At 42.3% G+C, this 14,084-nt stretch carries 12 protein-coding genes; 7 read left to right on the plus strand and 5 right to left on the minus strand.

Features of this window, described 5'->3' with window-relative positions:
- The first annotated feature begins 15 nt into the window (after positions 1-15).
- The 5 genes from hisS to D9T12_RS04030 all read left to right on the plus strand — a co-directional run bounded on the left by hisS (position 16) and on the right by D9T12_RS04030 (position 8,999).
- Positions 16-1,290: a histidine--tRNA ligase gene (hisS, locus tag D9T12_RS04010; protein WP_130536968.1), complete on the plus strand. Its 1,275-nt coding sequence runs from the start codon at positions 16-18 to the stop codon at positions 1,288-1,290.
- Between the two features lie 144 nt (positions 1,291-1,434).
- Positions 1,435-2,076 (plus strand): YfgM family protein, encoded by a 642-nt coding sequence (locus D9T12_RS04015; RefSeq protein ID WP_130536969.1) that lies wholly within the window; start codon positions 1,435-1,437, stop codon positions 2,074-2,076.
- Positions 2,077-2,111: 35 nt separating this feature from the next.
- Entirely contained in the window at positions 2,112-3,449 is a 1,338-nt protein-coding gene (bamB, locus tag D9T12_RS04020) for an outer membrane protein assembly factor BamB (protein ID WP_240693231.1), read from the plus strand.
- 91 nt (positions 3,450-3,540) lie between these two features.
- Positions 3,541-4,971, plus strand: coding sequence for a ribosome biogenesis GTPase Der (gene der / locus D9T12_RS04025; RefSeq protein ID WP_130536970.1), 1,431 nt, complete (start codon positions 3,541-3,543; stop codon positions 4,969-4,971).
- Positions 4,972-5,126: 155 nt separating this feature from the next.
- Complete coding sequence (locus D9T12_RS04030) at positions 5,127-8,999, plus strand: DUF3683 domain-containing protein (RefSeq protein ID WP_130536971.1); 3,873 nt, start codon at positions 5,127-5,129, stop codon at positions 8,997-8,999.
- Between the two features lie 108 nt (positions 9,000-9,107).
- On the opposite strand, the gene D9T12_RS04035 is transcribed toward D9T12_RS04030, so the two are convergent.
- On the minus strand, positions 9,108-9,404 hold the full coding sequence (locus tag D9T12_RS04035) for a c-type cytochrome (protein ID WP_130536972.1): 297 nt from the start codon (positions 9,402-9,404) through the stop codon (positions 9,108-9,110).
- A 182-nt stretch (positions 9,405-9,586) separates the two neighbouring features.
- Positions 9,587-9,892, minus strand: a complete 306-nt coding sequence (locus D9T12_RS04040; RefSeq protein WP_130536973.1) for a c-type cytochrome — start codon at positions 9,890-9,892, stop codon at positions 9,587-9,589.
- Positions 9,893-10,165: 273 nt separating this feature from the next.
- Between D9T12_RS04040 and D9T12_RS04045 the strand changes: the two genes are divergently transcribed.
- The gene (locus D9T12_RS04045) at positions 10,166-10,345 is read left to right on the plus strand and encodes a hypothetical protein (RefSeq protein ID WP_130536974.1); all 180 of its coding nucleotides are present in this window, start codon (positions 10,166-10,168) and stop codon (positions 10,343-10,345) included.
- Between the two features lie 55 nt (positions 10,346-10,400).
- Here D9T12_RS04045 and rsgA read toward each other — a convergent pair whose 3' ends face one another.
- The 3 genes from rsgA to D9T12_RS04060 all read right to left on the minus strand — a co-directional run bounded on the left by rsgA (position 10,401) and on the right by D9T12_RS04060 (position 13,292).
- Complete coding sequence (rsgA, locus tag D9T12_RS04050) at positions 10,401-11,417, minus strand: ribosome small subunit-dependent GTPase A (RefSeq protein ID WP_130536975.1); 1,017 nt, start codon at positions 11,415-11,417, stop codon at positions 10,401-10,403.
- A 124-nt stretch (positions 11,418-11,541) separates the two neighbouring features.
- Positions 11,542-11,892, minus strand: coding sequence for a 4a-hydroxytetrahydrobiopterin dehydratase (locus D9T12_RS04055; RefSeq protein ID WP_130536976.1), 351 nt, complete (start codon positions 11,890-11,892; stop codon positions 11,542-11,544).
- A gap of 149 nt (positions 11,893-12,041) precedes the next feature.
- Entirely contained in the window at positions 12,042-13,292 is a 1,251-nt protein-coding gene (locus D9T12_RS04060) for a M48 family metallopeptidase (RefSeq protein WP_130536977.1), read from the minus strand.
- A gap of 77 nt (positions 13,293-13,369) precedes the next feature.
- On the opposite strand from D9T12_RS04060, the gene orn reads away from it, so the two are divergent.
- Positions 13,370-13,930 carry an oligoribonuclease gene (gene orn, locus D9T12_RS04065; protein ID WP_130536978.1) on the plus strand — a complete coding sequence of 187 codons (561 nt, stop codon included), beginning with the start codon at positions 13,370-13,372 and terminating at the stop codon, positions 13,928-13,930.
- Positions 13,931-14,084 lie beyond the last annotated feature (154 nt).

Raw genomic sequence — 14,084 nt, forward strand, 5'->3', positions numbered from 1 at the left:
AAAAAGTAAAAATCTATGTCTAAACAAATTTCAGCTATTCGCGGCATGAATGATCTTTATGGTGAACAAGCAGCAGCTTTTGAGTATTTAGTTGAGTCTGCACAAGCGGTTTTACAGCAGTACGGATATGAATCGATTCGTTTGCCGATTGTTGAAAAGACGCAACTGTTTGCTCGCTCAATTGGTGAAGTTACCGACATTGTTGAAAAAGAAATGTATACGTTTGATGACCGTAACGGTGATAGCTTGACCCTTCGTCCAGAAGGTACTGCTGGTTGTGTTCGAGCAGTTATTCAAAATGGGCTTGCATATAACCAGATTCAAAAGTTGTTTTATACAGGGCCAATGTTTCGCTATGAACGTCCTCAGAAAGGTCGTTATCGCCAATTTCACCAGTTTGGGGTTGAGGTCTTTGGTTTAGCCACGCCAGATATTGATGCTGAGTTGATTGTTTTATCTGCCCGTTTGTGGGAGAAGCTTTGTTTGGAAAACCTTGAATTACAAATCAATTCTCTAGGCTCTGCGCAAGCACGTGCGGATTATCGGGATATATTGGTGGTTTATTTTAATGAGCATAAAGACCGATTGGACGAAGACAGCTTACGGAGATTGGATTCAAACCCATTGCGAATTTTGGATACTAAAAATCCCGATATGAAAGAGTTGGTTGAAAATGCACCTAAGCTCATTGATCACTTGGATGATGAATCGATTCAGCATTTTGAGAATGTTAAAGGCTATCTGGATGATGCAGGAATTGATTATGTAGTGAACCCAAACCTTGTGCGTGGTCTCGATTATTACAATCGCACAGTGTTTGAGTGGGTGACCACAGAGTTAGGTGCGCAAGGAACGGTTTGCGCAGGTGGACGATACGACGGCTTGGTTGAACAAATCGGTGGTAAAGCAACGCCAGCGGTTGGTTTTGCCATGGGTATTGAGCGTTTAATGGCATTGCTGATGGATAAAGATTTAGTACCGGCCGGTCACAATTCGCCCGATATTTATGTGGTCTTGGTTGGAGATAAGGTTCAACGTCCAGGTATGGTGCTTGCTGAAATGTTACGGGATTCAACAAGTCGATTCAAAGTCCAGATGAATTGCGGTGGAGGTAGCTTTAAAAGTCAATTTAAAAAAGCGGACAAGTCAGGTGCGCAGTTTGCAATTATTTTGGGAGATGAAGAAGTTGAACAAAAATCTGTCTCTGTTAAGTTTTTACGCCAAGCGCAAGAACAGCAAACGGTGTCTTGGGACAATCTGGTTGAATTTATCGAACAACATGCCGGTTAAAGTTTGAGGTTGATTTTTATCTTTTGAAAAAGCCCTCACAATTTGAGCAAACTCAGTAAAATAACCAAACTTTTACATTCCTGTGATAACACAGGTGCTTAACTGAACAAATATCGAAATACATAGAGAGAAAAGGTTGACTTCATGAGCCGATTTGAAACCGAAGATGAACAAGTCGAAGCCATTAAATCTTGGTGGAAGAAAAACGGTACGGCATTACTTACAGTGATTTTAGTGGTCGTTGTAGCTATTTCCGGTTGGCGTTATTGGCAAAACTCAGAGTTTGTCGAATCTGCAAATGCATCGGCAACCTTTGAGGTGTTGCAAAGTCGTTCTCTGCAAGGCAGTTTTGGCGATGTCGCGCGTGATGCATTGAAGTTGATGAATGAAAACCCTGAAAGTCCGTATGCAGCCGCGGCGGCATTATTGCACGCTAAGTATGACTTTGAAAAAGGTGAGATTGAGCAAGCGCAAACGAATTTACAGTGGGTAATTGATCATGCGACTTCCGAAGAGCTGAAAGCTATTGCTCAAATTCGAATGGCACGCTTACTTGCTCAGCAATCCAAGTTGGATGATGCGCAGGCAATTTTGGCAAAAATTCCACGTGATGCAGAGGACTCAGCACTTTCAGCAGATATTGATTATTTGCAGGGGTTGATTGCGTTGTCTAAGCAGGAGTTAACGCAAGCACAGACGGCTTTTCAGTCCGTGATTGATAATCCAAACACTGACGACAATTTACGTGGCTTGGCTGAAATTCAGTTAGCTGATATTGCTCAATAACTACCGCCTCATATATTTTTTAGAGTGAATTTCCAATGATGCAACCGCTTTTTACCAAACAGAGTAAGCTAACACTAACCTTATTGATTGCAATGGGGTTAGGCGCTTGTTCTTCAACGATTGAGCTCAAAGAACCGCCTATGACGCCAATTGAATCTGAATTGAAAATGGTCAAAAAGTGGCAGGTATTTCAAGGAAGCTTGGACAAGCATGATACAGAAGGTTTGGTATTTACGATTAAGGATGAGCAGTTATTTGTCGCTAATAATAATGGGCGATTGAGTGCTCTGAAGGTTGCAGATACAAGTCGTTGGCAGGATCAGGTGGTATGGCAGGGTACTTTTTCAGAAAAAGTGATTTCCGGTCCTGTGATGGATGACGACCAATTAATTGTTGGAACGGCTAAGGGGCGTGTCAAAGCACTAGATCCAGCGACTGGAAGTGTTAAGTGGCAATCTCAGCTTTCAAGTGAAGTGTTAAGTGCTGCAACGGTTTCCCAAGGGAAAATTTACACACGTACCGCTGATGGAAAAATTTACGCACTAAACCGTGCAAATGGTGAAGTCGTCTGGGTATCTGAGCATCAGATGCCCAAACTATCTTTACGAGGCGCACCGAAAGTCTTGGCAAGTGATGATAAGGTCTACGTCGCTTGGGAAACTGGAATTTTACAAGCACTTGAAGCGCAGTCTGGAAATTTAGCTTGGGAGACTCGAGTTGCAATCCCTTCAGGGAGAACTGATTTAGAGCGTATAGTAGATATTCAGTCTAACTTGGCTTTACTAGATGGTACGCTTTACGCACTTGGTTTTCATGGAAAATTTGTCGCAATTAATGTCGAAACGGGTAACTTTCGTTACGTTAAAGAGCTTTCTGGCTATCGTGATTTCGTGGTAGCTGACCAAGCCATTTATCTAGTTGATGAGAATGACGTTATTCAAGCATTGGATCGTTTTACAGGTACTACACTTTGGAAACAAAAAAGCATGGCGGGCCGTATGATTAACGACCTCAATGTATATGGTGGCGATTTAGTGGCTGCAGATGCTTGGGGCTACGTGCACTGGTTTAATGCTGTGCAAGGTAATGAGTATGCACGAGTCAAACATAGTAATGAATATGGTGACGGTAATCGTATTACCAACATGAAAGTCAGTGATAATCAGCTGTATTTGATGGATGAAACGGGCACAATTAGCAAGTATCAAGTTGAAAAATCAAATTTACTGCAATTTAGAGAACAGATTGCAGAACAGACGGGTGAGCCAATTGAGCCACTGAATTCATCAGAAAGTGAGCCAGAAGAAACAACAGATCACGAGAAAATTGAGAAGTCTGAGTCAGGGTTCTTCTCAAAACTCTGGCCATTTTAATAGCGCGTTTTTACTCAACGCATGATAGTGAAAATTATCAAACCTGAAATTTATTTACGCTGAAAAGCACCTTTAAGAAGTCTAGCTACGAATGTCAAAACCAGTAATCGCTTTAGTCGGACGCCCTAATGTGGGCAAGTCGACCTTATTTAATCGTCTGACGAGAAGTCGAGATGCCATTGTCGCCGACTATCCTGGACTGACTCGTGATCGTCAATATGGCACTGGTCGTATTGGAAATTCACCTTATGTTGTCGTCGACACGGGTGGTTTAAGCGGTGAATCTGAAGGTGTTGATCCACTGATGGCTGGTCAGGTTCGAGCGGCATTGGATGAAGCGGACGCGGTATTATTTTTAGTCGATGGTCGTCAAGGTTTAGTGCCGGGAGATGAGCAAATTGCCAACTATGTTCGCTTGTTTGAAAAACCCGTTCAGGTCTTAGTGAACAAGGCAGAAGGTTACGACCATACATTAGCAATTGCCGAATTCTTTGAGCTTGGGCTGGGCGAGCCGATGGCGATTTCTTCCGCGCATGGAGATAATGTTGCTGTAGCTGTAGACTCTGTATTGTCAGAGCTTCCGGAAAAAGATGAAACCGATGAGATGGATCCTGATGATCATCCAGGAATTCGTGTTGCGGTCATTGGACGGCCAAATGTAGGTAAATCGACCTTAATCAATCGTATGATTGGTGAAGAACGGGTGGTTGCTTTTGATATGCCGGGTACAACGCGTGACAGTATTTTTGTGCCGTTTATGCGAGATGACAAAGAGTACACTTTGATTGATACAGCGGGTGTTCGTCGTCGTAAAAACATTAAAGAAAAAATTGAAAAGTTTTCGATTGTCAAAGCAATGGAAGCGATGGAACAGTCCCATGTGGTAATCTTGGTAATTGATGGTTCAGAAGGGCTGACAGATCAAGATTTGACCTTGCTTGGTTTGGCGATTGAATCTGGACGAGGTTTGGTTCTGGCTGTAAACAAGTGGGATAATCTAACCTCATATCAGCGTGAGCAAGTCAAGCATGAGTTAAGCTTCCGTTTGCAGTTTGTGGATTATGCGAAACAACATTTGATTTCAGCATTGCATGGTTCTGGTGTCGGCGACCTCTTTAAAACCGTGAATGCGGTTCACATGGCAGCTTTCAAAAAAGTATCAACTTCTGACTTGAACCGCGTATTAGAGCAAGCTGTGCATGAACATCAACCGCCGTTGATTTCAGGTCGTCGCGTGAAACTTCGTTATGCGCATTTGGGCGGTCTTAATCCTCCAAGAGTCATTATTCACGGAAATCAAGTCGATCGCTTGCCACAGGCGTATACCAAGTATTTGATTGGGGTTTTTCGTAAAGCCTTTAAGTGGGTAGGAACGCCGGTCACAATTGAATATAAAGCATCACAAAACCCGTTTGAAGGGCGTAAGCAAAAACAGAAGTTTGCATCCGATAAAGAAGCTCTAGATGCAAAAATGCGTCAGCGTAAACGCAAAAAGAAAATGCAGAAAAAACGCATACAGTAAATAGTAATAATCTTACCGGCCGGTAAAGATTATACTTATCGGGCAATTAATTATTTTATGGCCTTTGTTGTGAAACTGACAAAGGCTTTTTTCGTTTTCTCTCTTCTGAAAATGGAAAGCATTATCATCTTAACTAAATAAGAGTATTGAATAGCATGAGTCCAAATCCGACCAAACGTATTCGCGAAATTCCTTATAACTACACTTCTTTTTCAGATAAAGAGATTGTTACAAGATTTTTGTGCGATGAAGGTTGGCGCACGATTGAAATCTTGCGAGACCAACGAAATACTGGCCGGTCAGCTCGTATGTTATTTGAAGTGCTGGGTGATATGTGGGTAGTGACTCGTAATCCGTATATCCAAAATGATCTATTGGATAACCCAAAGCGTCGAAATGCTCTATTGGCTGCACTTTACCATCGATTAAATGAAGTGGAAAAGCGTTTAGGCAACAACCCAAAAGCGACTAAGTTACACCAAGATATCACGCAAGCGGTTTCCGATTTTGAAGCTTGGTTCCCTGAGCAGGTAAAGCTTCGTGCTCGTGTGTTACGAAAACTCAAAAAAGTGACACGTGAAGACAATGTTGATTTTGACGGTTTAGCACGCGTTTCTCATGCGACCGATGCGACGGATTGGCGTGTTGAATTGCCATTGGTGGTCATTAGTCCCGATACCGAGGAAGAAACTGCCAAGATTGTCGGCGCTTGTATTGAGCTGGGATTAACGTTGATTCCTCGCGGTGGTGGAACAGGATATACCGGTGGTGCAATTCCGCTTCATGCCAACACTGCGGTCATCAATACCGAAAAACTCGAGTTTATGAGTTTGGTCGAGCAGGTTGAATTGCCAAAGATTGGCAAGGTTCCTACCATTCGGACGGGAGCAGGGGTTGTTACGCGTCGTGTGTCTGAACAGGCGGAACGATTTGGTTACACCTTTGCAGTGGATCCAACGTCACAAGATGCCTCAACCATTGGTGGAAATATTTCCATGAATGCGGGGGGGAAAAAAGCGGTTCTATGGGGAACCACTCTCGATAATCTGGCGTCATGGAAGATGGTGACACCGGATGCTAAATGGTTGGAAGTTGAGCGTATCAATCACAACCTTGGCAAGCTACAAGATCAAGCGACGGTCATTTTTGATATCAAGCGCTTTGAACAAGATGGTCAAACGCAAATTGGTGAAACAGAACGTCTAGAGATTCCTGGTTCGGCATTCCGTCAAGCAGGTCTAGGTAAAGATGTTACTGATAAATTCTTGAGTGGTTTGCCGGGTGTGCAAAAAGAAGGCTGTGATGGCTTGATAACCTCGGCTCGCTTTATTGTGCATCGTATGCCGAGCCATACTCGAACCGTCTGCTTGGAGTTTTTTGGCACAGATTTAAGCAATGCCGTTCCGGCCATTGTTGAAATTATCGATTATGTTGAGTCAAAAAAGGCGCAAGGTATCTTGCTAGCGGGTCTTGAGCATTTAGATGATCGTTATATTCGTGCGGTGAAATACAACACCAAAGCGGATCGCAAAGAGTTGCCCAAAATGCTGCTGCTTGCAGATATTTGTGGTGAAAACGGTTTTGAAGTTGCAAAAACCTGTACCGAAATTGTCGAACTCGCCAATAAACGTGATGCTGAAGGTTTTGTCGCGGTTTCTGAAGAGGCTCGTAAGCGTTTCTGGCTTGATCGTTCTCGTACTGCAGCGATTTCTGCACATACTAATGCGTTTAAAATCAATGAAGATGTGGTGATTCCATTAGAGCGATTGAATGAGTATAACTCTGAAATCGAGCAATTGAATATTGAAATGTCGATTAAAAATAAGCTGGAAATTTTGGAAGCTTATGAGAATTATTTTGATAACCCAATTGCAGAATTTACTTATGAAGATGATTTTGAAAATGCATCGGGTGACAACGCCGATTACTTTAAAAAACGTCTTGAGAACACTAAAGAGCACCTTGCTGCGGTGAAAGCTGAATGGTCGGAAATCTTACAAAAGTTAAATAAACCGGCCGGTGACAATCTGCATTTGTTGTCGGAAGAAACGCAGGCAAATATTCAAGAGGATGATCGAATCTTTGATTTGTTCTTGCGTCGTGATATTCGTATTAGTTTGCGTAAGAGAGTCAAGCAGTTCTTTGACCAGACCTTTATGGGGCATGATTTCGAAGCCATGCACAAGGCCTTAGATGAAATTCATGCAGGGATTCGAACCAACCGTCTGTTTGTCGCGTTGCATATGCATGCCGGTGATGGGAATATTCACACAAATATTCCCGTGCACTCTGGCAATTACCAAATGGTGCATCAAGCCGAAGAGTTGGTTGACCGTATTATGGAAATCGCCCACCGTTTGGATGGGGTGATATCAGGTGAGCATGGTATCGGTTTGACTAAGTTCCAATACCTTGAGCAAGAAAAAATCGAAGCCTTTGTTAAATACAAAAACAAGGTTGACCCAAACGGCCACTTTAACAAAGACAAACTGATGCCTGGTTCTGGATTGCAGAATGCTTACACACCGGCGTTGAGTTTAGTGAAGCAGGAAGCGATTATTCTGGAGGCCAATGAGTTGGACGAATTGAATAATGATATTAAAGATTGCTTGCGCTGTGGTAAGTGTAAGCCGGTCTGTCAAACGCACATTCCTCGCGCAAATTTGTTGTATTCGCCACGTAATAAGATTTTGGCAACCGGTCAGGTAATTGAAGCGTTCTTGTATGAAGAGCAAACGCGTCGTGGGATTTCTCTACAACATTTTGATGCGATGAATGATGTCGCTGATCATTGTACAACGTGTCACAAATGTGAAACGCCTTGTCCAGTGGATATCGACTTTGGTGATGTGTCCATTCGAATGCGTAATATTTTGACCAATATGGGTAAAAAACGCTTCTCATTGACCACTAAAGCGGCTCTGTTCTTCTTGAATGCGAAGAATCCTGCGACCATTAATATTATGCGTAAGGCGATGATCGGTTGGAGTGCGAACTTTATTACCCTTGGAAACAAATTGTTCCGTGCAATGGGCTTAGTGAAGAAGTCTTCAACAGAAGAGATTCCCGGGAAAACCTCCAAGATTGCCCCTGTTCAGCAGCAAGTGATTAACTTTGTTCGTAAGCCTCTGAATACAGGGCCTAATAACCCTACCATGAGAAGTGTGTTGGGCTTGGAAGATAGTACTATTGTGCCGATTGTTTCCAATCCTGAAAAGGCAACAGAGGATTCGGATGCCGTTTTCTATTTCCCAGGGTGTGGTTCTGAGCGTCTGTTTAGCGATATTGGAATGGCGACGATTGCCATGCTTTCCGAAACTGGGGCGCAAACAGTATTGCCACCGGGTTATCTCTGTTGTGGTTATCCACAAACTGCAGCAGGTCAAGCGACCAAAGGAGAGCAAATTACCGCTGAAAACCGTGCTTTGTTCCACCGTGTAGCGAATACCTTGAACTACATGGATATTAAAACGGTGATTGTGTCTTGTGGAACCTGCTATGACCAATTGCTCAAATATGAGTTTGGACGTATTTTCCCAGGATGTCGTTTAATGGATATTCATGAATATCTTCAGGAAAAAGGTATTTCTTTGGAGAGTGCGACCGGAACAAAATATTTGTATCATGCGCCTTGTCACGATCCAATGAAAATCAAAGATGGAACTTCAGTGGCTCAAGACCTTCTAAAAACCGAAGAGGTTCAGTTGAATGATCGTTGCTGCTCAGAGGCGGGAACTTTGGCAACCGCTCGCCCAGATATTTCAACGCAATTGCGTTATCGTAAAGCGATCGAGTTGAAAAAAGGCATTAAAGAGCTAACGGGTGAAGAAACTGCACGTGACGGTAATGTGAAAGTTTTGACTTCTTGTCCTGCATGCCAACAGGGTCTGAATCGTTATGAAGAAGAAACCGGCTTAAAAACCGATTACATCGTAGTTGAGTTGATTAAAAACTATCACGGTGAGCACTGGAAAGAGCAGTTTGTTGAACAGCTCAAAGAAGGTGGGGTTGAAAAGGTTCTATTGTAATCTTGTTAACTAAACATTAAAGCGCAATAAAAAACGCCAGCACTTTTTATAAGTCTGGCGTTTTTTTATCGAAAATTTAACCTATTGTCGGTTTTTCGAACTTGAATATTACTTTTGAGTTTGAGATGCGTAGTAAGCGGCTAATTCTTTGATTTCTTCATCCGTTAGACCCGCTGCGAATGGCCCCATTGTTGCATCTTTACGGAAACCATCACGGAAATCTTTTAGAGTTTTTTCTAGGTAAGCGGCATGTTGTCCAGCCAATTTTGGAAAGTTAGGGACCATAGAATTACCATCTGCACCGTGACAACCAACACATGTGGCCGCTTTAGCCGGTGCTTGTGCGAAAGAAGCACTTGAGAATAGGGCAGTCGTTGCGACAGCAGCAATCATTAACTTTTTCATATCTCTCTCCAATTAATCAAGTTTATGAGTTTGATAAAACAAAATTTATTATAAGGGAATTTTTTTAAGTTTGTATGCTTTCAAAAAAATTGCCTTATAAGCCGGTTTTGTTTTATTGAGTTATAAAAAAAGCCGCAGCAGACGAGCTGCGCGGCTTCTTGCTTCTTAAGTTGCAGTCTAAATTATAGACCAGCAACGTATGCAGCGATGTTTTCCATGTCTGCATCAGAAAGACCAGCAGCCATTGGAGCCATCATAGAAGTCATAGGACCTACTTGCTCACCAGCTTTGTATTTGTGTAGTAGTTCAACAACTTTTGCAGGATCTTGACCAGCTAGTTTAGGGCCAACACCACCTTCACCAGCACCACCGTGACAACCTGCACAAGTAGCGTAAGCTGCTTGACCTGCTGCTGCGTCACCCGCTTGCGCTGCTGCACCAAAAGAAACTAAACCTGCTGCTGCTAGAGCGATCATTGTTTTTTTCATTTTGTACTCTCCTAAGCACTATAAAAATAAAAGTTCGGGTTTCCCCTGGGTGCATATTACAAACGCATTGCCATTTTTAGTCAAGCGACGAGACTTGAGCAAAGGTTGAATTAGCCTAAAATATTGAAGGAATTTACTATAGCAGCTATAGAGTCTGTCTAAATATTGTTAAAACTTTTGTCAGAAGTGGTAATTCAGGTGAGGAATTTAGCCATACAAATGCTTAATTCGTTAAAATTTACATCATCAATATTACTTAGCTAAGGAAGGGATATGATTCGATTATGGATTGTGGTGTTTGCACTCACGCTGGCGAGTTGGTTGGTTCTTAAAGTCATTCGCAAACCAATGAATTTGTTTTTGGTGTTTGGTTTCTGGGTTGTGGCTATTTGGGGAACTATGGGGCTGATTTACGGTATTTCGGTGCTACTTGCTCAAAATAGCCCGATATAAAAGATACCGGCCGGTAAAGAGTTCTCTGTAGAGTTTGTGGTTTGAGTATGTTTCTTTATGAAGATTCGTTTTCAAATTCTTCTAATAGACGCCGAAAACTTTCATAGCGGCTCAGTGCAATTTCATCATCTTCCACAGCTTGTTTAATTGCGCAATGAGGTTCAATCGAGTGCGTGCAGTTGTTGTATTTGCATTGACCTAAAAAGGATGCGAAATCTGGATAATGTGTTTCCAGTTCAGTGAGTGAACAAGGATTTGGACTGAATTGACGGACACCTGGTGAGTCAATTAAGTTTCCACCATGAGTTGTTTCATTGTCTAAACTTGGAAGATGGTACAAAATACTGTTTGTCGTAGTGTGCTTGCCAAGCCCTGTGGCTTCAGATAACTCTCCGACTCGAATGTCTAAATCGGGAATCAATGCATTAATCAGTGAAGATTTACCGGCACCAGAGGCACCGACTAAGACAGAGTTTTTCTGGTCCATAAATTCACGTAATTCTCGAAGGCCTTCTTCTGACACGCTTGATGCCGGCAAAATCTCAATTCCCATTTCTGCATAAGGGTGTAACAGTTCTGCAACCATTTCCCACTCTTCATCAGAGCTTAATAGGTCAACTTTGTTGATGATAATAATGACAGGGATATCCAGCTGTGAGGCGGCAACTAAGTAGCGGTCAATCATATCTGGGTGAATGCCGGGCACAACAGGCATGACGATACCAATAAAATCAATATTGGAGGCAATCATTCGTTTTTGCCCACGAAACCCAGGGCGACTAAGCTCATGGTGGCGTGCTAGCAGTTGAGTAACGACACCTTCATTCGTGTTTGGCACTTCTTGCCAAACCACTTCATCACCAGCGACCAACTTGCCAAGTCCTTGACGAATTGCGCAGCTAAATTGCTCACCGGATTGATTTTCTAGCAAAACGCGCTTACCAAAACTGGTAATAATCAGACCTTTTTGCTGTTCATCACTCAATTGAGATTCATCAATCAGTGTTTGTGTTGCTTGGCGCTTCTCTTGAATCCGAGCAATCTGCTTTTTATTTAAACGTCGTTTTGCCATTGAAAAAATATGCCTTGGAGATAAATGTTCTGCAAGTAATTCCGAAAGATGTCACTTGTACCCTTGCGGTATGAACTCATTCATGAAGTTTCCAGATTCGCTTGCTGAATCATTTCGATTTAAATTAACTTTCAATCAGCGCATTGATTTTAGCGGCCATAATCATATCGTTCATGGTCAAGCCTTTCACAACATGGGTTGTCAGTGTGATTTTGCATTCATTGTAGCCAAAGCAGATCTCAGGATGATGATCTTCTTTATGTGCCAGCCAAGTGACAGCATTCACAAACGCAGTTGTTTGGTAGTAATTTTTGAACTTAAAGGTTTTGCGAATGTCTGCATAGTTGAGAGGCGCTTCCCAACCTTCAAGTTCTGAAACATTGCTTTCGATAGAGGGAATAATCAGAGACTTATCTTTGGCAGACTTTGGTTCACATTTGCTGTTCAAAAGTTCGTTTAAAATTGTGTTTTCCATAATATTTCCATAAGTTTTTTATTTTTAGAAACCGATAAATACTTTATAAAGACGCCACTTGTACCCTTGCGGTGCAAACCCATCCATGTGGGATACTCGAATGGGTGCGACTCAGACCATCCAAGCCTTCGGCGCTTTACAAAGCATTATTATTTCTCTTGTAAACTTTTTAAATGATCAATCCGAATTTTTGCCGGCGGGTGGCTGTCGTGATAGGCCGAATAACTTGGATCGGGTGTCAAGGTGCTGGCATTATCCCTATACAGTTTTAGCAAGGCCGAGATCAAATGTTCTGACCCAACATGTTCTGCCGCAAAAGCATCTGCTTCAAATTCATGTTTGCGACTTTTAATGGCACTAATAGGCCCCATAAAAAAGAACATCACCGGCACTGCGGTCATAAACAGCAAAAGCGCAATGGCAGGTGTTTGGTCAACCATCCCTAGACCTGAATAGAAAACTGGTTGTTCTGCGAGCCAGCCCAATAATGCTAAACCTGCCAAGGTCATTAAAGTCGCTTCAATGAGACGTTTTTTGATGTGACCATGTTTAAAGTGGCCCAGTTCATGCGCCAAAACGGCTTCAACCTCTTCTGGTGAGAGTTTTTCAAGAAGAGTGTCAAAAAACACAATTCGTTTGTTTTTACCAAAGCCAGTGAAGTAAGCATTGCCGTGACCGGAACGTGAAGAACCGTCCATTACAAAAACACCATTGGATTCAAACCCCGTTCGATCAAGTAAGGCTTCAATGCGTTGTTTCATTTCCCCATCTTCGAGAGGGGTGAATTTATTGAAGATTGGTGCAATCCATTTTGGGTAAGCCCACATCAAGACTAATTGAAAGCCCATCCATAGTGCCCAAGTATAAAGCCACCATAAGTCGTCAATATAGGCATTCATTATCGAAACGACTGCCCAAACCAATGGTAATCCAAGTACAAGACCAAGCGCCCAAGATTTTAGAAGGTCGGTGGCAAATTTGGTTGGAGTTGTTTTATTAAAGCCAAACTGCTCTTCAATTTTAAAGGTACTCATTATCGAAAATGGCAAATGTAAAATTGATAAGAACCAAATCGTTGACAGTAAAAAGGCGACATTACGCCAAATAGGTTCTAGGGTGGTTTGCAACCAGAGATTGTAGATGTCTTGGAAACCACCACCAAGAGTCATAAAAAGAATGATCGCCGCATCGTAAAACAGCCCTAAACGACCCAGTTGCAGTTTGGCACGACTGTAATCTGCGGCTTTTTGGTGAGCGTCAAGGCTGACGACATCTGAGAAATCATCCGGCACTTTTTCTCGATGAGCGCCAATATGGAATTGGTTTTTGATATTGAGCCACAATTCTAAAATTAGATTAAGAATCAGAGCAAACAGAAAAATAGAGGTAATCCAGTTCATAGAAATTTACAGGTATCGTTGATTAATCTTAGTTTAAGATAATGGCAATTTTTGAAATTTAAAGAGTAGCCACACAAATGAAGTCGGATAATAACCTAATTTGGATTGACTTGGAAATGACAGGACTTGAGCCCAAGACCCATAAGATTATTGAAATCGCAACTGTCGTTACCGATGCCCAACTCAAGATTTTGGCGCAGGGACCTATTATTGCGATTGCAACTGAGCAGGAAGAACTGGATAAGATGGACAATTGGTGCGTTACACACCACGGAAATTCAGGGCTAACCCAGCGTGTCCAGACATCTACAATTTCGATGAGTGAGGCGGAAGCCCAAACGATTGAATTTTTACGTGAATGGGTTCCGGCCGGTAAATCGCCTATGTGCGGTAACTCCATCTGCCAAGATCGACGTTTTATGGTTGAGCAGATGCCAAAACTTGAACAGTTTTTTCATTATCGAAACTTAGATGTGAGCACATTAAAAGAGCTGGCTCGACGTTGGGCACCGGAAGTGTATTCCTCTCACGAAAAACAAGGATCACATTTGGCGATGGACGATATTTTAGAATCGATTAATGAGCTCAAGCATTATCGTAATAATTTGTTGGCAGAAAAGTTTCGTGATCACGCCTGAGAAAATCGGTTGAATTTTTAACAGATCAATTTAAATAACCTTTGGTTAGAAGGGGCTTAAATCCCTTGTACTTTCTAAGCGTTTCCTTTCAAAACAGAATTCCGCTAAAAAGCGGTTTTTATGGTTCTATTCAGTACCGCTTTCCGTTATAATT

It is taken from the genome of Thiomicrorhabdus indica (assembly GCF_004293625.1).
Classification (GTDB): Bacteria; Pseudomonadota; Gammaproteobacteria; order Thiomicrospirales; family Thiomicrospiraceae; genus Thiomicrorhabdus; species Thiomicrorhabdus indica.

What these genes read in the sequence shown, in the direction of transcription:
- D9T12_RS04015 (WP_130536969.1), top strand. Translation starts at nt 1,435, where the DNA reads ATGAGCCGATTTGAAACCGAAGATGAACAAGTCGAAGCCATTAAATCT.
- rsgA (WP_130536975.1), bottom strand. Translation starts at nt 11,417, where the DNA reads ATGGCAAAACGACGTTTAAATAAAAAGCAGATTGCTCGGATTCAAGAG.
- hisS (WP_130536968.1), top strand. Translation starts at nt 16, where the DNA reads ATGTCTAAACAAATTTCAGCTATTCGCGGCATGAATGATCTTTATGGT.
- der (WP_130536970.1), top strand. Translation starts at nt 3,541, where the DNA reads ATGTCAAAACCAGTAATCGCTTTAGTCGGACGCCCTAATGTGGGCAAG.
- bamB (WP_240693231.1), top strand. Translation starts at nt 2,112, where the DNA reads ATGATGCAACCGCTTTTTACCAAACAGAGTAAGCTAACACTAACCTTA.
- D9T12_RS04055 (WP_130536976.1), bottom strand. Translation starts at nt 11,892, where the DNA reads ATGGAAAACACAATTTTAAACGAACTTTTGAACAGCAAATGTGAACCA.
- orn (WP_130536978.1), top strand. Translation starts at nt 13,370, where the DNA reads ATGAAGTCGGATAATAACCTAATTTGGATTGACTTGGAAATGACAGGA.
- D9T12_RS04060 (WP_130536977.1), bottom strand. Translation starts at nt 13,292, where the DNA reads ATGAACTGGATTACCTCTATTTTTCTGTTTGCTCTGATTCTTAATCTA.
- D9T12_RS04035 (WP_130536972.1), bottom strand. Translation starts at nt 9,404, where the DNA reads ATGAAAAAGTTAATGATTGCTGCTGTCGCAACGACTGCCCTATTCTCA.
- D9T12_RS04045 (WP_130536974.1), top strand. Translation starts at nt 10,166, where the DNA reads ATGATTCGATTATGGATTGTGGTGTTTGCACTCACGCTGGCGAGTTGG.
- D9T12_RS04040 (WP_130536973.1), bottom strand. Translation starts at nt 9,892, where the DNA reads ATGAAAAAAACAATGATCGCTCTAGCAGCAGCAGGTTTAGTTTCTTTT.
- D9T12_RS04030 (WP_130536971.1), top strand. Translation starts at nt 5,127, where the DNA reads ATGAGTCCAAATCCGACCAAACGTATTCGCGAAATTCCTTATAACTAC.